This window comes from Lachnoclostridium sp. An131, from assembly GCF_002160825.1.
In the GTDB taxonomy this organism is placed as follows: Bacteria; Bacillota; Clostridia; order Lachnospirales; family Lachnospiraceae; genus Laedolimicola.
In genome coordinates this window covers 1-22365 of sequence record NZ_NFLI01000013.1, presented here as the reverse complement: position 1 = coordinate 22365, position 22365 = coordinate 1, and the positions used below count along the sequence as shown (strand labels likewise).

Below are 22365 nucleotides of genomic sequence, written 5' to 3'. Positions count from 1 at the left end.
TCGAATCATCTATTCCGCCGTGTAGACATTTAGAGGTCAAAAAGGCGTGATTTTAAGCCGTTTCCAGAGCCTAAACTTTGAGGGGCAAAGTGTTTGTACCCTTACCCCTCGTTTTTGCGTCTGAAAGCGTTACAGGCTCATTTTTGCAGCTTTATCATTACCTCGTCTATAAGGTCTGTATATCTGCCCTGCGCCAGCAGCTTATTGCGGTACGCAAGCAGGGCGTTAAAAACATACCGTCTTTCTTCTGCCGTCAAATAAAGGTGGTATTTCTTCTTTCTCATACGAAGATCACCTCGGCATTGACGGTTTCCGTAACCGCCAACCGGAGGGCGTTCATTCTCTGCACCCACTCCATTTGATTGTCGGTTTTCAGCGTTTCGGTAATGCCCTCACGCTCTGCCCGCTGCTTCATAAGACGGTCAAACAGCTCCTGCGCCTGTTCCTCAACATCGGCAAGGTAGGAATGCAGCCTGCCGCTTGTCAAAAGGCTGGTATAAAGCGCCTTTTTATGCTCACGGATATACCGCAAATGCCGCTGCCCCCATACGCCGATGTGCCGTTCTTCTTTTTCGGTTGGTAGTTCCAAGCAGGGGATATAATAATCGCCCCATAGCTCATACCAAAGACCGTTTTGCTCGTTGTAGATGTACTGTTTCATTTTGTAATCCTCCAAAATTATATATTCGCACATACATCACAGTTTCCCGATTGCCACACTCTGTTATATCTTGTTATGAGATTTTCTTGCCCTTGTATTTGCCCTTATGAGCAAGGAGAGAAAGAGTAAACTTGTGTGTAACCGTATAAAGAGATAAGGAGAATACATTGCGATAAATCCTTTATTTTCAGGGCTTTTGGAGGATTTTATTAAAACACTGTAACCTCTGTTGAGAGGTCATAATTTACTGATATTCAAATTCTTATTTGTCACTTGGTGACTTTAGGGAAAAGCATAGCACAAATCTGTGAAAAAATCTACATCATCTTAGCCTGTTGCCGGAAGTGAAGTACATAGGCCGTCGCCTCCTTTCTGCGTTTGGGCAAAAAGAAAAGCCGCAGACTTTTTTCAAAATCTTCGGCTTGGCCGGGGAACAGAAAAGGGCGCTGTCATACTTGACAACACCCTGTTTCTGTCTGATTATTCAGTTGTTTTGACCTGCCCCGTTTTCCGCTGCCCTAAAAAACATTGATTTTACTGGGTTTTTTCATGTTTTCTTATGGCAACGCTCTTTTTCCTGGGTGTTTGTTTACGAGTGACGGCGGTGTTTTTTCGGTTTGAAATCGAGGATATGCCCCTCGATAATGCGGGCGTACCGCTTGATTTTGATTTCCCGGCGTTGCTGGCTTAAAAGAGCGGCCTGATACCCATCCTCAGTCAAAAACAGGCGCATCTCATCGCCGGGGCTGCCATAGGCGGCGCGGGGAGAGCGGACGGAAAACTCGATCATCCAGCGGGTCTCATCCCGAAATCGCTCCACAGCGAGAATGTTATGTCCTTTCAGCTCCCTGGCTGAAATATCCCTCATAGGCAACTCCTTTCTCAGCGGTCGTGCTGCTGCTGACGGCGGCGCTGCCACTGCTCCAGCAGTTTGATGATCGTCTCCTGCATCCTGGCTGGCGTGTAGCTCTTGGGGAAATACTTCCGCAGGGTGTCGCTGGTGAAGGTGACTTTATCCAGGTCGCTTTTCTTTTCCTCACTCATAATGGCCCGCATCACGTCGATGTTGAGGCGCCCTTCCTGACTGAACTTTTTCAGCCGCTGGGCCTGGGAGAGAGAAGGGGTGGCCTGCTCACTATCCATTGCGTCCAGAAGCTGCATCTGTTCCTCTTTTTTGAGGAAGGATAGCTCATAGGCCGGATTGACGGCGATTTTTTTCTCATCCACCATGTCCAGTAGTTCAGGAATCAGCTCGGTGAGGCGGATATAGCGTGAAATCTGGTTACGGCTCTGTCCGACTTGTTCAGCAAGAATTTCCCTCGATTCCTTTCCGCCCAACTTCCGCCCAACTTGGGCGGAAGTTAAATCCATGCGTTCTCCCTGATGGCGCATGGCCTCTAACTTCATCTTATAAACAAAAGCCCTCTCACTGGGGAGAAGGCTTTCTCTCTGAAGATTACTGTCTACCATGATGATTGTGGCCTGATCGTCGTCCAGGTCCCGGACAATCACCGGCATGGTCTCTTTGCCCGCCAGTTCGCTGGCCCGGTGTCGCCGGTGTCCGGCCACCAGCTCATAGCCGCCGTTGGGGTCCGGGCGGGCGATGGCTGGAACCAGTACGCCGTACTGCCTGATGCTGTCTGCGGTCTCCATCATGGCATCGTCATCCTTGACTTTGAAGGGATGGTCCTTGAAAGGGTGCAATTCAGACAGCGGTATCTCCATAACCTTTTCACGCTGGGCGTCGGCACGGCTTTCCTCGGTGGAAAACAGGTCATCTACCGATGCCAGTTCTACTTTTTTCGCGCTGCTTTTCAAGTTTCAACACCTCCTTCGTCAGATTTTTGTACCCCTCGGCCACCTTGCCGCCGGGGTCGTGGGCATAAATGCTCTTGCCCTCGGCGCTGGTCTCCTTGGCCCGGACCGAGTGGGGTATCTCGGTGCCGAACACCTTGATTTTGCTGCCATAGGTCTCCCGCAGCAGGGCGGCAATCTCTCTGGCAAAGTTGGTACGGTTGTCCACCATCGTCAGCAAGATGCCGTCAATCTGGAGCTTCGGGTTCAGCTGTCGCTTGACCTTGTTGATGGTAGACAGCAACTGCTCCAGGCCCTTGGCGGGCAGATACTCTGCCTGGACGGGGACTATGATCCGGTTGGCGGCGGCCAAAGCATTGACCGTGAGCATCCCCAGGGATGGCTGGCAGTCGATCAGGATATGGGAATACTGTCCCTTCACGGTGTCCAGATACTGCCGCAGAATGGTCTCGCGGCTCATAGCGTTCACCAGCGACACCTCCATGCCGGACAGCTGGATGTCAGCGGGCATCAGGTCCACGCCCTCCGAGTGGTGCAGGATGCCCTCACCGGGTTTGATCGGCTCATCCATCAGGATGCGGCCCATTGCGTCCGAGAGGGTGAAGGGCAGCTTGTCCGGCTGCGGGTTGCCCAGGCTGATGGTCAGGCTGGCCTGCGGGTCAGCATCTACCAGCAGGACCTTCTTCCCGGCCTGGGCCAGCCCGATGCCTAAGTTAGCACAGGTCGTTGTCTTGCCGACGCCGCCCTTCTGGTTAGCGACGGCGATGATTTGAGTATTCAAAGATCAATTCCTCCTTAAAACAGAAAAAGCCACTCAAGTTTCCTTGAATGGCCTTAGTAAGTTAAAAAACCGCCTATTTCAAAAAATAAGCGGTTTTATTGCATTATTCAGTTTTATTTAGCAGTTGTGACCGTCTTTTAGCTCACACATGGGCCAGAATGCCCAGGATGAGACGGTTCGGACTGTGCTGTTTCGAGCCCGTTTTTCTATTTTCAGACGTATTTTCCATGAAAATACCCCTTTCTGTTGTTTCTGAGAATACATTGATTATCATAACACAGAAAGGGGAATTCGTCGATAAGCGAAGAGGGGATTTTTGCCGCAGCCGCTGCCGTAATCTGCCTTTATATCTGCGGTCTGCCCATATTCCGGGCATTCCTTTGCAAATGCTCTTCCACACCGGTCGCAATATTGGGAACCTCTGGAACATTCTGAATAAACTATAGCCACTGATCTGCCAGTTGCTGCATTTTACAGTCTGCCGCTGTTATCAGCTCCGCACACTGCTTCAACTGCTTCTGCAGACCTTCCATCCGGTTTCTGTTCTTCTTATACCGGAGCTGATGCTCAAGAGCCGCCCAGAACTCCATCGCGATTGTTCTAAGCTGGATTTCTACCGGAACATCACATTTATGATCGGAAAAGTAGACGGTAACCATCACAATCAAATGCAGGCTTCTGTACCCGTTTTCTTTCGGATTTTTGATATAGTCTTTAATCTGGATCTTCTCAATGTCTTCCTGTCTCAGCAGGAAATCCGCAATATAATACACATCGGATATAAATGGACAGACCACACGAATTCCCGCAATATCCATGATATTTTTTACCATACTGCTGACAGTAAGAGGAACGCCCCTCCTTTCCATTTTGCCTTTGATGCTTTCCGGCGATTTTACTCTGGTTTCTATATTTTCGATTGGATTGCGGTTTTTGCACGCCTGAAATTCCTGCTTCAAAATTTCCAATTTTGACGTCAGCTGGCAGATCCCTGCCTCATAGAAAAAATGATCTGATTATACTGCTCGGTTATATTTAAAGCTTCGCTCGCTATAGGCAGAAACATGGTCTCTTCTTCCTCTGGATTAAGCTGCTCTACTTCTACAATTTCAGAATTACCGACCCTGCGGTTTACCATATTTTTCAAAATATTCTTCATGTAATCGTCCTACCTCCAATCCGAAAAAGATAGTTTATCACACAGTCCCCTTTGCTTCCCTGTGAAACTGTGCCTGTAAATCCTCAAATAAGGCGTACACGCCGCCATAACAAACATCAAATCTACTGTTCTTTTTCTAATCGTAAACCGGAGTTCTAAATTATCCGGATAGATTATCTAAACAATTCCTAAACTATTTTTTCTGCTCCATTTCAAATTTTGTGATTTTGTTACTGAAATTTAACCTGTGATCTGATATGATAGGCATACAAAACTTTAACGGCGAGGTGACGCTATGAATCATAAAAAAAGAAAAACCGCTGTCCTTTTTGCTTTTATCCTGCTTCTCGGTCTGTTTTTGACCGCCTGCTCTTCCGGGCAGAACACTTCCGAAAAAGGTGCGTCCTCTCTGGAATCCGCTGACGCCGGCAGCTCCGAAGCCGACGGGCAGAACTCCGAGGGCACTGCAGATACGGAAGCTGCTGAAACGCCGGATACTTCCGAAGAAGCAGCATCGGAAACTGTCTATAACATAGGAAGCTTCACCATGGAAGATATCAACGGCGAAGCTTATACGGAAGCCATGTTCCAGGATTACGACCTGACTATGGTAAATGTCTTCGCTACCTGGTGCTCTCCCTGTATTGCGGAGATCCCTTATCTGGAACAGCTCAGCCAGGATATGGCTGACAGAGGCGTAGGCGTGGTGGGCATCGTGCTGGATACAGCTGACGGAGAAGGCGGTGTGGACGCCGACGCTCTGGACGCGGCAAAGACACTGGCGGAAGAACTGGAAACTACCTATCCCTTCCTGATTCCGGACGCTGGACTGATGAACGGTCTTCTGACAGGTATTCAGTCTATTCCCACTACCTTTTTCGTGGACAGCGAAGGAAACCTGACCGGATATGCCTATGTTGGCAGCCGCTCTCTGGAAGACTGGACCGAGATCGTGAACAGTGAGCTGGAAATGCTGGGAGGAACCGAATGAGCGGGCGGAATTTTTTCTCCCGGCATGCGGGAATTCTTCTGGCCGCGGCAGGTCTGTGCCTGATGGTTTTTGGCATCTCCCGGGGCGAAATGAGCGTGGTCTTTGACAAGGCCGTAAGAATCTGTATGGAGTGTATCGGAATTGGCTGAAAAGAATACGGAAAAGAATTCAAAGAAAATAAAATCAATCCATGAATGGCCCAGACATGGAATCCAGTTCCTCTGGGCCCTGATCACGAACAGTTATCTGGCCGGCTTTCTCCAGGGGAAAATCTATACGGGAAAGCTGAAAAGCTTATGTGTCCCCGGCCTGAACTGCTATTCCTGCCCGGGCGCTCTGGGCTCCTGCCCCATCGGCGCCCTGCAGGCTGTCATCGGAAGCCGCAATTATCAGTGGGCCTTCTATGTGTCCGGCTTCCTGATTTTCGTGGGCGCCCTTGTGGGGCGCTTTGTCTGTGGCTTCCTGTGCCCCTTCGGGCTGATTCAGGATCTGCTTCACAAAATTCCGTTTCCGAAAAAGCTGAAGACCTTCCGGGGCGACAAGCTGCTGCGGAAGCTGAAATATGTGATCCTGATCCTGTTTGTCATCCTGCTGCCCATGTTCCTGACGGACATTCTCGGACAGGGCGCGCCATACTTCTGCAAGCTGATCTGTCCCGCAGGAACTCTGGAGGGCGGCATTCCTCTGGTGCTTTTAAACCCTGTCATGCGCAGCGCCATCGGCTGGCTTTATGCCTGGAAAAATGTGCTGCTGATTGTCATTGTCCTGCTGTCCATTGTGATTTACCGGCCTTTCTGCAAATATCTCTGTCCGCTGGGCGCGATCTATTCCGTCTTCAATCCCATCTCGGTTTTCCGTTACCGGGTGGACAAGGAAAAATGCACAGGCTGCGGCGCCTGCGCCCGGGCCTGCAAGATGAACTGCAACCCGGTGAAAAACGCCAACGATCCGGAGTGTATCCGCTGCGGACTCTGTAAAAAGGCCTGTCCCACAGGGGCGGTTTGTTCGGGGTGGAGAAATGAAAAGCAGAAAAACCTCACAGGAAAAACAAGCCGCGATTTAACGCAGGCGTAACGCAGGAGATTCCGCCTTTCAGCGGAATCTCCTCATTTGTTCAGTGAAATCAGAAATACAGCTCAGAGCTTTTACCCTCCGCAGCTTTACTCCGGCCAGTTTACAGATATGCTCCAGTATGGCCTCCAAAATCAGATTGCTGACCCGTATCTCTTTCGGGGCGCCAAAATTTTCGATAAAGCCTACGATAAGCTCTGCCATGGTTTCGCGCGCATCCTCATCCGGTTCTGTCATTTCCGTCCTTATAATCATATGGCTTCTGGCCTCTGCCAGAATACAGAGCTGCGGATTTGCCGGACGTTCGTATTTCTTATCCGTCACTGCCGCTCCCAGAAACGGAATATCTGCTTCCAGAACCATTTCATTTTTCTGACTCTGCCGCAGTTCTTCCTCTACCTCTTCATCCTGGATGGTAAGACTGGCAAACTGAAAAGAAGTAAAAGGCAGGCGCTCTGCCTTCCAGGTATCTGTTTTCTCATCTTTACCAGCTATATACGTGAACATTTCTTCTTTCTCAAACGCTACAGAATCCCTGTCCTGCAGATACGCCGGAAGAGCCTTGTTCAGAAGCTCCAGATAACGCGTCATGCGCCTTACCTCAGCCTGATTCATATGAAAAGGAATATATCCGGGCTGATAAGACATAAAATAAAGCCACTGATTCTTTCCCCGGAACTTATAACCCAGTTCCTTGATAATATCCCTCTGTTTCTTCGAAAGCTCCTCCCTGTTCCCCCAGTAGCAGGTCAGGCAGTGCTGGCTGTACATCACATACTCCGATAGAAGGTTCATCCTGTCCTGAAAGGCCAGCATCCAGAAATCATTCAACCCTTCATATCCTTCGTAAATACTGAGCCCATAGCAGGTTCCTCCCCTGCCAAGCACGCTGACAAATACTGACTCTTTTTCCGGTTTTCCTTCCTCTTTCAGACAAATCAGATCCATATCCCAGAGATATTCCCAGGGCTTTCTCTCTTTTATTTTTTCTGCTGCCTCATAAAGTCTTTTCCATTCTTCTATATTCGCTTCCCGTCTCATTTCTCTTCTCCTGTACAATGTATTATGACCGTCCCAATATATATCTTGCCTTATCCAGATCTTTTCTGTATACCAGAATCTCATACTGGTACATCTGATCAGAAGGAGTTCCGAAGCTCCCCATATTTCCCCGTAGTGTTCCCCTTCCGACCCACTGGCCGAGGCGGTTTTTTACTTTATATTTGTATGGGATTTTTACAGCATCCAGCTTGTCCCGGATCTCGTTGAACCGCTTCAAATCCGTGCCTATCCAGAGACTTTCCGAATTAAAAATGGTAAACATTTTAGTTTCTCCCTCCGCGCCCGTATCATATTCTCTATTACAACCTTTCTTCTTTTCATCATATCATGTCTTCCTGCACTTTAAAAGGAAAGATTGATAAAGAGGCGGGAGAAAATCATAGACCGCGTGTGGTTTTCTCCCGCCTCTTTGATTGGAACGAAAGCAGAACTCTACTTCATCAGCGCCTTCTCTTCTTTCAGTGCTACGCAGGAGCAGGTGTAGGTCATCGTCACTGCCAGCCAGATCACTGCTACCATAACTACCGCCAGCATTCCCGTGTTAAAAAACAGGTTGGCGAGCATAGTCACCACCAGCAGTACCGGAACCAGCTTTCCCATCATTGCGTAAGCCTTATAGGCGCTTCGGTAAATCACTTCCCTCTCTGCCTCATCACAGCTTTCCAGCCATTTCTTCTGAAAATTTCTGGAGGAGGGATCTGCCGTCTTTTCCGGATGGCCCAGCTGTATCAGTTTCACATAACGAATCTGCCAGAAGCTGTCGTACACCATACAGATAATAAAGACAGCGCAGGCATACAGGAAGCCATTTCTGGCCGCTTCCGAACTGTCCAGATAATTGGATGAGTACCCTCGAATCCCTGCCCCCAGCTGCTCAGAATCATATAGGCTCCCGCTCCCAGCACACCTCCTGCCAGAGCGCCTATGAGCAGATACATTCCTGTTTTCACATAACTGTTTGACTTTCTGGTCTTCATTCTTCCTCATCCTCCTCATATACAAAAATATCTTCCACAGTAACCTGGCACAGCTTTGCCAGCTTCAGGGCCAGGGTAACGGACGGAGAATAATCCCCCCGCTCAATCAGGCTGATAGTCTGCCTGGACACCCCCGCCAGCTTTCCCAGCTCCGTCTGGTTGATGCCCAGCCTGGAGCGGTACTCCTTTAAATGATTGAATAATGGCAACGTTCATTCCCCCTGAAATATCCTGATATGTTTTGAGTGACCGGGCCGCCTGCATTCTGCCGCTGCCCTTTTTCTTCTGTTTTTTCCGCATGCGTGGCCCAAAAAGGCCTTCTGGCGGCATCAAAGGTTCCGGAATCCTCTGTGCCCCCATCTTCCAACAAGTAGATTGACAACTTTTCTTGTCAATATCACTATAGCATTGACAACTTTCTTTGTCAATGGTTTTGACAAATATTTTTGTCAATTCTTTCAGAAATCTCTGAAGCCCAACTTCCTGCAGGCTCCATTTCATCTGTATCAGCCGTTTATGTCACTAAGCTTCTGCCGCTGAAAAACTCAGAAAATAAACAGTAAAAACGCCGCAGCGGGTATCCTGGAAAGCTTTTTTGTGTTATAGTGGCAGCAGAGAGCAGCTTCGCGGCATGCTCCAAATCTATATTTCAACTGACAAAGGAGAATGAAAAATGAAGAAATTTATCCAGGAATTCAAAGCTTTCGCTCTGCGCGGCAACATGATGGACATGGCTGTAGGCGTCATTATCGGCGGCGCTTTCTCCAGCATCGTCACTTCCCTTACAGACAATTTTATCAATCCGATACTGAACTTCGTGACAGGGGCGCAGGCCTACGGGCTGAGCGATATTGCAGGCTTTGCCTCCAATTTCATTTCCGCTCTGCTTAACTTTCTGATTATGGCTTTTGTACTTTTCTGCCTGCTCAAGGCCGTGAACAAGCTGGCTTCTCTGGGGCATAAAAAAGAAGCCGCGGCAGCGCCGGCCACTAAAAAATGTCCTTACTGTATGAGCGAGATCCCCATTGCGGCTGTGAGATGCCCCCATTGCACTTCCCATCTGTCAGAGGAGTAGACATGGAACGCGTGCTGTCTGAACACCCCTCCGAAGTAGAATCACGGATTCCAGGCTTCTTTTCCGGCAAAACCCCTTCTACACAAAGACACCGGACTCAGTAAAACCTGAATCCGGTGTCTCTTCTGCAGTTATCTGCAGTTATTTGTAATTCTTTTATCTGTCTGAAACCAGCCGTCCAAAATTTAAAGTCCGGCTGCCTCCAGCAGAGCCGGCACCTTGGACTCCCAGCCAAGGGCCATGATATGTACACCCTGGCAATAGGGCTTACATTCCTTGATGATGCGGGCCGCAATCTCCACTCCGGTGATGCCTGCCTTGGCCTTCTCGGGATCTGCTTTCAGCTCCTCGATCATCTCATCCGGCACATGGATACCGGCTACATTGTTGTTCATGAATTTCACCATGCCTGCAGACTTGGGAATGATGATTCCCAGCTGTACCGGCTTTCCGAACTGCTTTGCCTTCTCCATGAATTTGATGAATTTTTCCGGCTCAAATACAGCCTGGGTCTGGAAATATTCGGCGCCTGCGGCTACCTTTCTCTCCATCTTTGCAAGCTGCGCGTCCACAGAATCGCTGCAGGGAGATACAACGGCTCCCTTCGCGAACTTCGGCGGCTCTCCTACCAGCTTGTTTCCGCCCAGATCCTCGCCTTCCTCCAGCTTCGCCACTGTGTGAAGCAGAGATACGGAATCCAGATCGAATACCGGCTTTGCCTGGGGATGATCGCCCAGCTTGGTATGGTCGCCTGTCAGGCAGAGAACATTGTCAATGCCGAACATAGCCGCACTTAAGAGGTCGGACTCCAGCGCGATCCGGTTGCGGTCACGGCAGGCCAGCTGGAAAATAGGATTCAGCCCCTCATCCTTCAGAGCCTTGCACATAGCCAGGGAACCAAGACGCATAACGGAGGACTGGTTATCTGTCACATTCACGGCATGTACGCCTTTCAGATAAGTCTTTGCTTCCTCCAGCAGATGCTCCACATGGAATCCTTTAGGCGGTCCAACTTCTGCAGAAACAACAAATTCACCGCGTTCAAATAACTCTGTAATCTTCATTATCCATTGCTCCTAATCATTATAATTTTAACGGTTCCTTTTTATTTGGAAACCTCTTCATCCGTAGCAAAATTCCGCACATTCGTCGGACATTTTAACAGATCCAGACGTCCGATCTGCGCCAGGCGTCTCTGGATACGCTCCCAGCCGCATTCCATGCTGCTGTCTACCTCGCACATGCCGTCCTTGGAACCGCCGCACTGTCCGTTCACCAGGCTCTTGGAGCATGCTGTAATCGGGCAGATCCCTCCGGTCAGGTTCAGCCAGCACTCGCCGCACTGGTCGCACTGATACTCCAGCGGAGTCACTCCCTGGAATCCCGGCAGCGGATAGGTATCGCAGGCTGCATATACAGGCTTATCCTCCAGATAAGCAGAAATAGTCTGTACACCCACGCCGCAGGAGAATACCAGTACCGCATCAGCTGCTTCGATCTCGCTCATATGCTTTGACAGGCGGAGCTTCATATTGTCCGGATTACAGATATAATCTGTAGTAATGGTTCCCGTCACCCTTCCGGTACTGATAAGCTCCTTCTGGAATTCCTTCGCTTCCTTCCCTGGGAAATGCACTTCCTTGCATCCCTCACAGTTGATGATAAAGACCTTTTTCCCGTCTGTCAGCGATGCAAGGGTTTCTTTTGCTTTCATTTCTGTGATCAACATATTACTTCATCCCCCTTACCGCCGCTTTTCCGGCCTTGATCTTGGTAACCAGCGGAATCTTGGAGGAGCAGATATATTCACAGCATCTGCACTCTACGCAGTCCATGACATTCTTCTCCTTCATACCCTGCCAGTTCTCCTCATCCGCATATTTTGCAAAGTACAGCGGAGAGAGCTCCATCGGACACACATCCATACAGCGGCCGCACTTGATACAGGGCTGCTCCACGGTATGATCTGTATCTACGGCAATAATACCATTGGATCCCTTCATAATAGGCACGTTTACATCAGAAAGGACGAAGCCCATCATTGGCCCTCCGGCCTTGACAGTGACATCCCCGCCCGTCTCAGCGCCGCAGTAATCCAGCAGATCCCCGGTATTCGTACCAATCTTTACGACAAAATTGCCCGGATTCTTTACATGCTCGCCAGTTACAGTCACCACACGCTCTACCAGAGGCATGCCCTTCTGAATGGCGTCAGAAATAGCCTTTGTAGTGCTGATGTTGCTCACAATGCATCCCACGTCTGCCGGAAGGCCGCCGCTGGGCACCTTTCTTCCCGTCACGCGCTTGATCAGCATCTTCTCAGCGCCCTGGGGATATTTTGTCCTGGCCACTACCACATCCATATTATCAAAGGCTGCGGTCTTTTCCTTCATCAGCTCGATGGCATCGGGCTTGTTGTCCTCAATGACAATCAGCCCCCTTTCAGCATCTACTGCCTTCATGATAGCCTTCAGGCCATAGATAACGTCATCCGCATACTCCAGGAGCACTCTGTGGTCCGCAGTCAGAAGCGGCTCGCACTCACAGCCGTTCAGCAGAATCGTATCCACCGGCTTGGCAGGCTTCAGCTTCACAGAGGTCGGGAACCCTGCTCCGCCCATGCCGACGATTCCCGCTTCCTTTACGATTTCCACAATCTCATCCGGAGTCAGCTCCTCCAGGGGCTTGCGGGGCTTTACAGACTCGTCCAGCGTATTCTTTCCATCGGACTTAATCACGACAGACAGACAGGTGCCTCTCGTAGCATGTCCATGCTCCTCAATGGCTGTGACCGTACCGCTGACACTGGAATGTACGGGAGCGCTGATAAAGCCGGCAGCCTCGCCGATCTTCTGTCCCACCTTCACGGTATCCCCTACCTGTACCACAGGATTTGCGGGAGCACCGGCATGCATGGAAAGAGGAATCACAACCTCTTCCGGATCCGGGAACTGCTTCAGCGGCAGGTGCTCGGTAAATTCCTTCCGCTCGTTGGGATGCACACCGCCATAATAGCCATCCAGACGGTTCTCGCGGATGGATTTCACATAATCATTGACAAATTTCACATTCACCCTGGAATAGTCGCGCAGCTGTACCGGCTGATTCAGGAATTCTTCCAGACGTCCCTGCTTCTCCAGTCTCCGGTAGATCTTCTCCCAGGCGCAGTCCTTGCTGCTGTCTACCTCACATTTTCCGTCCTTCGCGCCGCCGCACTGGCCGTTTACCAGGCTCTTGGAGCAGTCCACAATCGGACAGACGCCGCCTGTCACGTTCAGATAGCACTGCGCGCAGGCATCACATTTGCGCTCTGTAAGCGCCATTCCATGGTATCCCGTATAATTCAATGAATTGCTGGCCGCATATACGGGTTTTCCTGCCAGATCCGCAATGGTCTGGATACCCAGTCCGCAGGAAATCACGATGACATTCTCTGTTCCTTCCGGAATCATATCCTGCAGCTTCTGCTCTGTCTGGGTTTTGTTACACAGGAAATCTACTCTGGCGCTGCCTGTAACAGTCTTTCCCTGTTCGGCAGCAAGTTTCTCGAACTCGGCGCATTCCGGTTCATCAACCGTCTCGAATTCCTTGAAGCATTTGTTACAAGCGATAATGAAAAGCTTGTCCTTATCGGCCAGTAAGGACGTCAGCTCATCCTTTTCCTTCAGCTTGTACTTGGTATAGTTTTCCAATTGCTCACCTTCCTTATGTATTGATTCGTACGCCTTTTCTGTCTGCCATTTTTACTGTCCTGCCTCTCCATGCCTGAAAGGCAGGACTGTGTGCGGCGCCGTAATCATTATCTATCTAAGCATATCACAAAACCTCAGAGTTATCCAGTCCAAACGTATTTTTTTGTAAAAAATACTCTTTCCAGTTATCTTCTCAGGAAAGCTTTAAATCTCCGTCCTTCACCCAGCCCAGCCTGCGGCAGACCTGATTGATAGCCGGCGCCAGAATGGCAGGAAGCACAAAGGAAATCAGGAGCAGCCCTGCCCAGTCAAAGGCAGTCGGCGTGACAGCTGCCGCCCCGCTGGCCAGAGCTGTCTCACTGGGAGCTATCCAGCCGGTCCACACACCCAGCTGTCCGCACAGCCCGCAGGTACCCATGCCGGAATTGATAGCGTCTCCGTTCATCTGCAGCCGGAAAACGCAGGTAGCAATAGGGCCCGTGACAGCGGAGGCCAGCGTGGGCGCAATCCAGATACGGGGGTTCTTTACAATGTTGGGCATCTGAAGCATAGAGGTTCCAAGCCCCTGGCTCACGAGGCCGCCCCAGCCATTTTCCCGAAAGCTCATGACGGCAAAGCCTACCATCTGCGCACAGCAGCCTGCCACTGCGGCGCCGCCGGCAAGGCCGGTCAGCCCCAGAACAGAGCAGATAGCCGCCGAGGAAATAGGCAGAGTCAGCGCTACGCCTACAAGCACAGATACCAGGATTCCCATCAGGAAGGGCTGCAGATCCGTCGCCCGCATAATCAGCTGTCCGAAGGCGCCGGCCGCGGCGCCGACAGGCGGCGCAATCACCCAGGCGGCTCCGATTCCCACAAGGGTGGTGACAACCGGCGTCACCAGAATATCTATTTTTGTTTCCTTACTGATCAGTTTTCCCGCCTCTGCCGCAATCACAGCCACGAACAGGACTGCCAGAGGACCTCCGGCCTGCCCCAGAGCATTACAGGCATAGCCCACGGTCGCAAGAGAAAACAGCACCAGCGGCGGCGCCTGCAGGGCATAGCCGATAGCGACTGCCATAGCGGCGCCGCTCATAAAAGAAGCCATTCCTCCAATGGTATAGCCCACTCCATTGATAGCAATCAGCTCTGCTGTCAGGAACCCCACATGAAACTGGCTTCCGATTGTATTCAGAATCGTACCAATCAAGAGCGAACAGAACAGGCCCTGTGCCATGGCGCCCAGGGCATCAATTCCATACCGCTTTGCAGAGATCACAACATTTTTTCTTTTCAAAAAGGCTTTGATTTTTTCCATTCTCCTCCACTCCCCGTATATATAAAAAAACAGTGCAGCATACAGGTGTCATGACACCTGTATACCACACTATACTCCCGTAAAATGCCTCTGTCAATCTATTTCCCGAATTTCCCGTCCTATTCTCATCCTTCCAGCAAAATGCCAAGCTCTCCAAGGGCAGCTCTTACCCGCAGAAACGCAGCCTCGTCCGGGCACAGCAGCGTATGAAGATGGATTCCCTCCGTAAGGTTGGAAAGCGGCAGGGCGTCCTCTTCTGCGGATCGCGCAATAAACCGGGCCACATCATATCTGCTGGAAAGATGAAGAGGTCCGGTGAGCTGTCCATAAATCGGGTGCTCTACAATCACATCCACTACAGTGCAGCCCTGATCCACGACCGCATTCAGCTCCGCCTCCATGTCCTCCGCGCTGTGCCGGCAGGCAATCCGCTTCACCATCCCCGCCATCCTGTCCCGCAGAATCACATATCCCCGGGGCGTGGCGGAAATCTCTGCCCCGGCTGCTCTCAGCAGCGCGATATCTCCCACAATAATCTGCCGGCTGACAGAAAAACGGGATGCCAGCGCCGCAGCGCTGACGGGCTTTTCTGACTGCTCAATCAGTTTTAAAACAGCCTGGCGGCGTTCTTCTGCACGCACACAAATTCCTCCTTCGCACAGTATAATGTCTGACGACATTATACCATGTCCTCCGGACATGGTCCCTCCGGGGGATGCCATCCGGCACAGTATAATGTCTGACGACATTATACCATGCGAAGGCATTATTGTGGAGGGATTATTCTTTGTTTCTAAAGCATTTTCATGCTTCTCATATAAATATGCTTTATAAAGGCTTCCCAAATTTACCACAATAAAAGGGATTCCCGTCTGATATATTTCTGATGTTCTAAAGAAAAAGTATGCTGCCGTGAATTTATCTTTACAGGCATTTCCCTTTTTTATATACTGAAAATATATACAGAACACAGCGGCGCTGTATCAGGAATAATCCCCCTGTACGCCGGCGCTGGCATACATTCCCACAGGAGACGAAGATTGAAAATGAAAAACAAACTTGTTCGGGCAATTCTCATATGCTACCTGTTCTTTCTCATTGTGGTCCCTCTTTTCTCCACAATCACGGAGGGCACTCCCCTTGCGGATCTGCAGCTGAATCCCTTTGACTACGCCAGGATTACTGATGTGGATTATACTGCTGTCGTTATGGATGAACCGGAAAGCGGCGGAAGCGTCCGGATCACAGAACGGCTGACCTTTGACGTGCACGCCGCTTCCAGAGACAACCTCTACTGGGAGCTGTGGCGGGATCTGCCGGAGGATTACATAGACGGCGTAAAGGTCGATTACACCGTACTTTCCGTGAAACAGGTACTGGAGGACGGCACGGAAATCGTCTACGAGGAGAGCCCGAAGCTGTACTGGGAGGATTACGACTATGTAAGCGCCAATCCTTTCTATGGTCCCGGCAAATGGTATCACAGCGAAGGCCCGTACAGCGAATCCCAGGCCAGATATGAGTGTGTCTTTTTCTATGTGGACGGACTGTACCGGGAAGAGGTGGTATTCGAGATCGAATACGAGATGCACAATGCCGCCCTGCGGTACAACGACTGTTCTGACCTGTACCTGGCCCTTTACTCGGGAAGCAATGTCCGGCACCTGGATTCCTTCCGGGCTCAGATTCTGTTCCCGGACAAGGATATGCCCTCTTCCGGCAATTACGAGGTGACTACCTACGGCACGAACGCCGCCAGCTTTCCCGTCACGGAATCCGCGGACGCCAATCCGGGCTATTATACCTTTTCCTTTGCGCTGGATAAGGATCAGCTGAAATTCCGGCCCTACAATGAATACATCGAGTTTGATCTGGTCTCATACGGCAGTGACCGGCACATTTTTACGGAATATGCCCCCTCAAACGATTACTCCGGGGACAACGTTCTGGACGAAATACGCGCAGAGCAGCAGGCCTATGCGGAAGCTCCACAGACGTACCAGACCTACAAAACCATCGCATTCCTTCTGTGCGCTGCCGGCGCGGCTGCGGCAGTCATCTACTGCCTCACTGCAGGCGTCCGCATCAGGAAGAAGCACATCTTTTATAAGGCGGATGAAAATACAGGCTATTTCAGAGGAATTCCCGGTGATCTGGACCCCAATTTCGCCGCCTTCCTGGTATTCTGCAAGCATAAGACAACGAAGATCCGTCCCGGAGTCTACTCTGCGCTGCTTCTGAGCCTGGCGCGTAAGGGTTATGTCAGAATTGATGAGGTTTCATCCGAGGACGCGCGGATTACCATTTCCGTATCCACCCAGCAGACGCCGGTCAGCTTTTCAGAGCCTCTGACGGTCTGTGAAGCATATTATTATAACCTGCTGGTGCGCCATACGGCTTCAGGCTCCATCCTGATGAGCGCATTCCAGTCCAGGGTCTCGCAAGACTGGGAAAACACCGGCGCTTTCGTGAAAAGCCTGGAGAAATCCATTGTAAATACGGGCATCAACGAGGGCTATTTCCAGAAGGCAGACTATGCTGAGGTACAAAAGCTCCTGAGATCCCGCGCCTCCTTCCTTCTCGTATGCGGCGTGATTGCGGTACTGCTGAACCTCATCACCTGTTTTACCCGCCTGGATTTCGCCTTTGGAGGCTTCTTCCTTCTGGGCGCGGCCTGCATCGCCTGCTCTGTCTTTCTCAAAATCCGAGCCGGAAGCTATATCCTGCTCACCCAGTCCGGAGAAAATGAATACGCAAAATGGAGAAGCTTTTACCGCTGGCTGAAGAGTGACGCTTTCAGCCAGGACAGCATCATCATGGAGAGCTCCATGGGAGAAAAGTATCTGGTCTACGCGGCAGCCTTCGGCCTGTCCGAAAAGAAGCTGAAGGCCATTACGCTGAAATGTCCCAATGCCGCGGAGAGCCCCATTCTCCACAGCGGCTATTACCGTTCCAGACGTTTCCGCCATTATGGCCGCTCCTTCCATGCTTCCAGGCCCCACGGTTCCTTCGGAGGACACGGCGGCTTCGGCTATGGCGGGGGAGGCCGCGGCGGCGGGGGAGGTGGCGGCGGCCACTGAGCCGCCGCAGAGCCATCCTCAGGCTGTCACAGCGCTGTCAGCAAATCCTTCACCTGAAGCCTTCCGAAGTCGATCTGCAGCGCTTCCGCCAGCTCCTTTTTGGAAAAGGTTTTGTAGATTGTCCGGGAAATAGATTTCTCAGCAGTTTTAATAATATAAGAGTATTCTTTAATATCATCCGGAAAATAGATGCCGCCCCTGTCCCTGTTTTTCAGCATCCAGCAGACTGCTGCCAGCGCAGACACGGCCACGGGCGTAATGGTCGGCGTCTGCCAGTAAGAGCCCTTTTTCTTTTTATAAAGGAAAGAGGGCTCTGTCCGGTTTCCCACCCAAACAGGCTCAAAATGCTCTCCCAGAAGAAGCACGCCCACATACTCCGTCCCGGAGGTGAGCTTTTCCTGATATACAATCTCCGTATCCGCAGGATACACATAGCCCCGGATAATCGTCCGCCCATTCTCATTCTCGCAGTCCAAAGGCCGTGACGGATCGGGATTTGGGTAGTCATTGACCCTGGCATCCCGAAAATACGCTTCTGCGTAAGCGCAGGGACGGTACAGAAAGAGTACCGTGGGACGGTAGACTGCCCTTCCGTTTTCCCGTATCTCCAGGCTCCTTGCTATGGAAACTGTCTCTTCGTGAGGCACCAGAAATCCGTCAAAGGCTCCGCCCGGATAAAAGGTACGCCCCTTTATCTGCGCCGCAGGACTCCGGAATTCCAGATATCCCTTTTCCTTGTCTGTGAGCCTGCATTTCTCTTCAAAATCAATTTCTTCATGAGGCCCGATGCTGGCAGCTGCCTCGCTCAGCATCTCAAACCAGAAGGAATCCGGGCTCCAGGTACTGAAAAGCCGGTCTCTCCGGTAGCTGTCTCTGATTTCCTGCAGATCGATATCGTTGACATGAATCATTCTCAGGCCAAGCTCCCTGGCCGCCTCCGGAAACCTTCCGCTGCGGACCAGCTCCTTTAAGCGCCGGTTCCTTCTGTGCTGCGTGTCAGCCACATAGGCGATGGCAGCCTTCACAAAATGGGATACCAGCCCGGGATTGCAGCCGTGCTGCAGGACGATGGGATGACGGTTCTCCGCAGAACTCCCGGCATATTTTTTCTTCAGAGCGTTTTTCCGCTCGTTTTCCTCAAAAATGCTGTACCAGTGGTCTGGCCAGTCCGCTTCCCCCGTATTGAGGTACATCACATTTCTCCGGGCGCACCACTCGCAGAGATCTCCTGTCCCAACCGTATCCGCAAAATCTATCAGAAGATCTCCTTCGCTCAGATATGGTTCAAAAACCTGCGCAAAGTTCTCTCTCGTCACCTCTCTGACCAGAAAATTGGAGACAATGCCTCCCAGATTTACATAGGCTTCGAACTCCGACGGGTCTCCTGTAATGACAAAATATCTGTTTTCATCAAAACAGATTTCTCCCGCCGCCTTCTCATAAAAGCTTTTTCCTACCGCTCCGAATCCGAACTGGACGATCCTGCCTTCATACCTTATCACTTTCTTTTGCTCCTTTAGTCCCCTATCCGGCGGATCGGTCTGTGAAGAACGACCCTTTTCGGTATCCCATACCTTTCCGCCAAAAAGATTTCCATTTTCTTTTTCTGAAAGCCGTACAGGATCTTCTTCAGATCTGCGGAGATTTCATCTCCGATTACGATGATTTTCCGGATTTCGTTCTTCTGAAAATATTCCGCCGAAGGCAGATCCTGGGGATATATGTCCCAGCTGTTGTCAAACAGGGAATGCTCCATCCGAAAACGGTTCCTGCGGCCGCTGTCCGTCAGAAAGGCCGGCAGCGCATCCCCACTTATCTCAATCTGCGCCAGCTCTGCTGCGCTCATCACCAGGGCCTTCCCCACAGACTGATTGTCCGCCGCCGCTCTTGCCCCCTGCTGCTCCACCGTCCCGTTGTAAATGGGAACCGGACGGTATCCGGCCTTTGCCAGCGCGATCCCTTCCCTGACGCTTTCGGTCCCGGGCAGATCGACAATGACCGCCGCGCCCGCCCATGCTTCATCAACATATTCTGCCGCTGGCACGGCAGAATAAAAATCCAGATAGGCTCTGGAAGCTGTCTCCGCCGCCAGAAAAGGAACCGGGCGGACCCAGCCGGACCATTTTCCGCCTTCCGGCGCCCAGATTCGATATGCTTCCTTACCAGTCATGAGCTTCTCCCTTCTTTTTCAATCAGAACCGGCAAATCCGCCGCTCCGGAATCGATCCGGGGTGTTTCGCTGACCCGGGCGTAGTAGCCGGCATGGGCTCCATCCACCGTATAGGAGCCCAGGCAGAGATGAAACGCTTCCCCGTTTTTCCCTTCCAGAGGCCTGCTCTGAAACCGCTTCTGCGCCAGAAACTTTTTCGGGCTTCTCTTTACTTCCGCAAGGAGCTCCCGGTATTCCTCCCCGCTGCAGGCTTCGGGAATTCCTATCTTCTCGCCCACTCTTCCATACGCAGGCTTGAAGATATAGCCTTCTTTTTCTCTGGCGTCCCGGACCTCCCGCGTGTCAGGAAGCAGGCTTCTCCAGACAGACATGCTGATTCCGTTTTTCTCAAGGATATCCCAGACAAAAGGAAAGCGCTTGGTCTGGGCATAGATTGCAATGGGATGGTTGCAGGACACGGTGATCGTGTCAAAATACCCCTGCCAGCGCTTTGGCCGCATCTTGACCAGCCATTCCAACGGCGTAAAGCGGATAATGGCGTCCACCCTCCCTTCATTTCCATCCAGGATGCTGAATGCCTCCCTCCCCTGAAATATCAGATGATCCGCCGCTCCGTAAAGGACGCGGAAGCCCTTCTCCTCCAGCCGGTCTCCCAAAAACTGCATGACCTGCCTGTCATCACTGTAACAGGTACAGTGCACCAGCATGATCCGGCCTCCGGCCGGCACCTTTCTCTGAACCGCCCCTGTCAGAATCTCCCCGAAATCTATGTACCGGCATTTTTCCTTCTCTGCCCCTTCCAGATAACGCAGCGCAGCCTCCGGCATCAGCGAAGCCTCCGCAAATCCGCCGGGCACGTCGCTGTTCACCTCGCTGACCGCCCATCCGCCCTCTGCCACAGGGTGAAAATCATACCGCATGAGCCGGATATGCCGCTCCGGCTCATAGCCGCGCATCGATCGTATCTCTTTCTTCAGGCTCCGCGGAAGAGCCAGAGGCCCGGAAAGCTCCGGATGCCTGTTCAGGAACTGCTCCGCAGCCCTGGTCTCCCGGTCGAGCGCCTCTGTCAGCTCTGCCAGCTCTTCATGCTCCTCCCGGGTCAGGACCAGGGCATATGGCGCGATGGTTCCCTTATCCAGAAACTGCGGATCCCATTTATAGCAGTCGAACATCAGGGTGAGGCGGTATTCTCCATATTGATCATGGCGGACGGGTACCAGCTTCATAAAAACTCCTCTTTTCTCCACTCTAAGGCAGATATTCTGATAGATAAAAAACGTACACAGTAAACCATGAGTACCGGCCCGTTTTATAGCCGCCGTTTCCGGCAGCCGGCTTACACATTTGTTGTTTTTGTTTTATTCCGGCAGATTTCCGGCAACTGCTCAGACCAGGGAAGCAGTTCTTCCATAAAACAGTAATCCGTATCCTCCTGATGGTCCTTCATTACGGTCAGAACGTATTCCAAATAACGGAAAGGACTCAGGTTATTCGCTTTTGCTGTTTCCGTAATGCTGTAGATGATCGCGCTGGATTTTGCGCCGTCGATACTGTCGAGCAGCTTCTATGCATGTTTGTGCAGGCAGAAGCTGCGCAGCGCTCCTTCCGTTGCGTTATTATCAAGCGGGACTTCGCCGTCATCCAGGAATACTTTTAATGCCTCTTCCTGGTTGATGCTGTAGTTTATCCCATCCAGTGTTTTTCCTTTGGAGAGACGGCCGGAAGCCTGGATCTCTTTTGCCCACGCAAAGAAAGCCTCCACCAGAGGTTTGAGATTGATCTGACGCTGTTTTCTGCGCTCATCCGGTTTCAGATCAGCGAGCTGGTTATCCAGATGGTAGATTGCGCCGATCCGTTTGAGCGCCTCGTAAGCGACCGTATCTTTGGCTGCCGGATGCTCCTTTTTCGGCAATGCTTTCAGGGCGTCAGCGAAATACCTTCTCGCGTGGGTCCAGCCCCCTGCAAAAACGATGGTCCCGCTCTCCCTGTCCAGCTTCCGGCAGGCGGAGTATCCGTCACAGACAACTACTCCTGTGAATCCTTTCAGAAATTCCCGCGGATGATCTGCTTTCCGGGTCTTCTGGTATTCATACAGGATAATAGGGGTATCCCCATATCCCTTTCCCGTCCGGTAAACCCACATGTAACTCTTACTGTTGGCCGGACGCCCATCCTTCGATGCCTTGACCGGAGTCTCATCGGCCTGCAGCACATGGAAACGGTACATCCTGTTATGAAGGTAATCATAAAGCGGTCCCAGATATCGGTCCGCACACTGAATCATCCAGTTTGCCATCACCTGCCGGGAGATGTGGATGTCATTTCTCAGGAACTCCTGGCTGATCCGGTATAAAGGAAGTCCGTTGACATACTTGGCATTCATGATGCCTGCAGCCAGCGAAGGCGTTAGAATGCTGTTACAGAGCAGTTCCTTGGGCCGGTCCGCTTTGACGATCGTCTGATTGTCCCTGCCGGCATATACGGCCACATGATGTTCTTCGACCGTGTAGACTGCCGGCTGAACCCGGACT

The 22365-nt window shown here is 51.4% G+C and carries 27 protein-coding genes; 5 read left to right on the top strand and 22 right to left on the bottom strand.

Going from position 1 to position 22365, the window contains the following annotated elements:
• Positions 1-137: 137 nt before the first annotated feature.
• The 7 genes from B5E77_RS17100 to B5E77_RS17300 all read right to left on the bottom strand — a co-directional run bounded on the left by B5E77_RS17100 (position 138) and on the right by B5E77_RS17300 (position 4416).
• Positions 138-284, bottom strand: coding sequence for a hypothetical protein (locus B5E77_RS17100; protein WP_162990697.1), 147 nt, complete (start codon positions 282-284; stop codon positions 138-140).
• On the bottom strand, positions 281-661 hold the full coding sequence (locus B5E77_RS11480) for a TnpV protein (protein ID WP_087165596.1): 381 nt from the start codon (positions 659-661) through the stop codon (positions 281-283). Before B5E77_RS11480 ends, B5E77_RS17100 begins: the two co-directional genes overlap by 4 nt.
• Positions 662-1250: 589 nt before the next feature.
• The gene (locus tag B5E77_RS11475; protein ID WP_087165508.1) at positions 1251-1529 is read right to left on the bottom strand and encodes a DUF5720 family protein; all 279 of its coding nucleotides are present in this window, start codon (positions 1527-1529) and stop codon (positions 1251-1253) included.
• Between the two features lie 14 nt (positions 1530-1543).
• Entirely contained in the window at positions 1544-2479 is a 936-nt protein-coding gene (locus B5E77_RS11470; protein ID WP_087165507.1) for a ParB/RepB/Spo0J family partition protein, read from the bottom strand.
• Complete coding sequence (locus B5E77_RS11465) at positions 2436-3257, bottom strand: ParA family protein (RefSeq protein WP_087165506.1); 822 nt, start codon at positions 3255-3257, stop codon at positions 2436-2438. Before B5E77_RS11465 ends, B5E77_RS11470 begins: the two co-directional genes overlap by 44 nt.
• Before the next feature lie 440 nt (positions 3258-3697).
• Positions 3698-4225, bottom strand: a complete 528-nt coding sequence (locus B5E77_RS11460) for a GTP pyrophosphokinase (protein ID WP_242963711.1) — start codon at positions 4223-4225, stop codon at positions 3698-3700.
• Between the two features lie 8 nt (positions 4226-4233).
• Positions 4234-4416 carry a hypothetical protein gene (locus tag B5E77_RS17300; RefSeq protein WP_242963710.1) on the bottom strand — a complete coding sequence of 61 codons (183 nt, stop codon included), beginning with the start codon at positions 4414-4416 and terminating at the stop codon, positions 4234-4236.
• Between the two features lie 295 nt (positions 4417-4711).
• On the opposite strand from B5E77_RS17300, the gene B5E77_RS11455 reads away from it, so the two are divergent.
• Genes B5E77_RS11455 through B5E77_RS11445 form a run of 3 tightly spaced genes read left to right on the top strand, consistent with a single transcriptional unit; the run spans position 4712 to position 6481 of the window.
• A complete protein-coding gene (locus B5E77_RS11455; RefSeq protein WP_087165505.1) occupies positions 4712-5407 on the top strand; it encodes a TlpA family protein disulfide reductase in 696 nt (231 codons plus the stop codon).
• Entirely contained in the window at positions 5404-5556 is a 153-nt protein-coding gene (locus tag B5E77_RS11450; RefSeq protein WP_087165504.1) for a CD1871A family CXXC motif-containing protein, read from the top strand. Before B5E77_RS11455 ends, B5E77_RS11450 begins: the two co-directional genes overlap by 4 nt.
• Positions 5549-6481: a 4Fe-4S binding protein gene (locus tag B5E77_RS11445; protein WP_087165503.1), complete on the top strand. Its 933-nt coding sequence runs from the start codon at positions 5549-5551 to the stop codon at positions 6479-6481. The genes B5E77_RS11450 and B5E77_RS11445 overlap by 8 nt, the downstream gene beginning before the upstream one ends.
• Positions 6482-6499: 18 nt before the next feature.
• Here B5E77_RS11445 and B5E77_RS11440 read toward each other — a convergent pair whose 3' ends face one another.
• The 5 genes from B5E77_RS11440 to B5E77_RS11425 form a co-directional block, all read right to left on the bottom strand.
• A complete protein-coding gene (locus B5E77_RS11440; protein WP_087165502.1) occupies positions 6500-7519 on the bottom strand; it encodes a DUF7309 domain-containing protein in 1020 nt (339 codons plus the stop codon).
• A gap of 22 nt (positions 7520-7541) precedes the next feature.
• Positions 7542-7802 carry a hypothetical protein gene (locus tag B5E77_RS11435; RefSeq protein WP_087165501.1) on the bottom strand — a complete coding sequence of 87 codons (261 nt, stop codon included), beginning with the start codon at positions 7800-7802 and terminating at the stop codon, positions 7542-7544.
• A gap of 170 nt (positions 7803-7972) precedes the next feature.
• Complete coding sequence (locus tag B5E77_RS11430) at positions 7973-8320, bottom strand: DUF3169 family protein (protein WP_442911333.1); 348 nt, start codon at positions 8318-8320, stop codon at positions 7973-7975.
• Positions 8275-8517: a hypothetical protein gene (locus tag B5E77_RS17295; RefSeq protein ID WP_242963723.1), complete on the bottom strand. Its 243-nt coding sequence runs from the start codon at positions 8515-8517 to the stop codon at positions 8275-8277. Before B5E77_RS17295 ends, B5E77_RS11430 begins: the two co-directional genes overlap by 46 nt.
• On the bottom strand, positions 8514-8726 hold the full coding sequence (locus tag B5E77_RS11425; protein WP_087165499.1) for a helix-turn-helix transcriptional regulator: 213 nt from the start codon (positions 8724-8726) through the stop codon (positions 8514-8516). Before B5E77_RS11425 ends, B5E77_RS17295 begins: the two co-directional genes overlap by 4 nt.
• A 464-nt stretch (positions 8727-9190) precedes the next feature.
• Here B5E77_RS11425 and mscL point away from each other — a divergent pair, with 464 nt between their 5' ends.
• Entirely contained in the window at positions 9191-9592 is a 402-nt protein-coding gene (gene mscL / locus B5E77_RS11420) for a large conductance mechanosensitive channel protein MscL (protein ID WP_087165498.1), read from the top strand.
• 185 nt (positions 9593-9777) lie between these two features.
• Here mscL and B5E77_RS11415 read toward each other — a convergent pair whose 3' ends face one another.
• The 5 genes from B5E77_RS11415 to B5E77_RS11395 all read right to left on the bottom strand — a co-directional run bounded on the left by B5E77_RS11415 (position 9778) and on the right by B5E77_RS11395 (position 15225).
• Entirely contained in the window at positions 9778-10656 is an 879-nt protein-coding gene (locus B5E77_RS11415) for a methylenetetrahydrofolate reductase (protein WP_087165497.1), read from the bottom strand.
• Between the two features lie 41 nt (positions 10657-10697).
• A complete protein-coding gene (locus tag B5E77_RS11410) occupies positions 10698-11321 on the bottom strand; it encodes a methylenetetrahydrofolate reductase C-terminal domain-containing protein (RefSeq protein ID WP_087165496.1) in 624 nt (207 codons plus the stop codon).
• 1 nt (position 11322) lies between these two features.
• Positions 11323-13284, bottom strand: a complete 1962-nt coding sequence (gene rsxC, locus B5E77_RS11405) for an electron transport complex subunit RsxC (RefSeq protein WP_087165495.1) — start codon at positions 13282-13284, stop codon at positions 11323-11325.
• A gap of 193 nt (positions 13285-13477) precedes the next feature.
• Positions 13478-14584, bottom strand: a complete 1107-nt coding sequence (locus B5E77_RS11400) for a PTS transporter subunit IIC (RefSeq protein ID WP_087165494.1) — start codon at positions 14582-14584, stop codon at positions 13478-13480.
• 125 nt (positions 14585-14709) lie between these two features.
• On the bottom strand, positions 14710-15225 hold the full coding sequence (locus B5E77_RS11395; protein WP_204248048.1) for a transcription repressor NadR: 516 nt from the start codon (positions 15223-15225) through the stop codon (positions 14710-14712).
• A gap of 405 nt (positions 15226-15630) precedes the next feature.
• Between B5E77_RS11395 and B5E77_RS11390 the strand changes: the two genes are divergently transcribed.
• The gene (locus B5E77_RS11390; protein ID WP_087165493.1) at positions 15631-17664 is read left to right on the top strand and encodes a DUF2207 family protein; all 2034 of its coding nucleotides are present in this window, start codon (positions 15631-15633) and stop codon (positions 17662-17664) included.
• 26 nt (positions 17665-17690) lie between these two features.
• Here B5E77_RS11390 and B5E77_RS11385 read toward each other — a convergent pair whose 3' ends face one another.
• The 5 genes from B5E77_RS11385 to tnpC all read right to left on the bottom strand — a co-directional run.
• Positions 17691-19166, bottom strand: a complete 1476-nt coding sequence (locus tag B5E77_RS11385) for a saccharopine dehydrogenase NADP-binding domain-containing protein (RefSeq protein ID WP_087165492.1) — start codon at positions 19164-19166, stop codon at positions 17691-17693.
• A 14-nt stretch (positions 19167-19180) separates the two neighbouring features.
• Positions 19181-19834: a hypothetical protein gene (locus B5E77_RS11380; protein WP_087165491.1), complete on the bottom strand. Its 654-nt coding sequence runs from the start codon at positions 19832-19834 to the stop codon at positions 19181-19183.
• Positions 19831-21060 carry a glutathionylspermidine synthase family protein gene (locus B5E77_RS11375; protein WP_087165490.1) on the bottom strand — a complete coding sequence of 410 codons (1230 nt, stop codon included), beginning with the start codon at positions 21058-21060 and terminating at the stop codon, positions 19831-19833. The genes B5E77_RS11380 and B5E77_RS11375 overlap by 4 nt, the downstream gene beginning before the upstream one ends.
• Before the next feature lie 110 nt (positions 21061-21170).
• Positions 21171-21347, bottom strand: coding sequence for a transposase domain-containing protein (locus tag B5E77_RS17670; RefSeq protein WP_334293265.1), 177 nt, complete (start codon positions 21345-21347; stop codon positions 21171-21173).
• Positions 21348-21398: 51 nt separating this feature from the next.
• Positions 21399-22365 (bottom strand): IS66 family transposase (gene tnpC / locus B5E77_RS16820; RefSeq protein ID WP_242963708.1); only part of this gene is annotated, 967 nt, incomplete at its 5' end.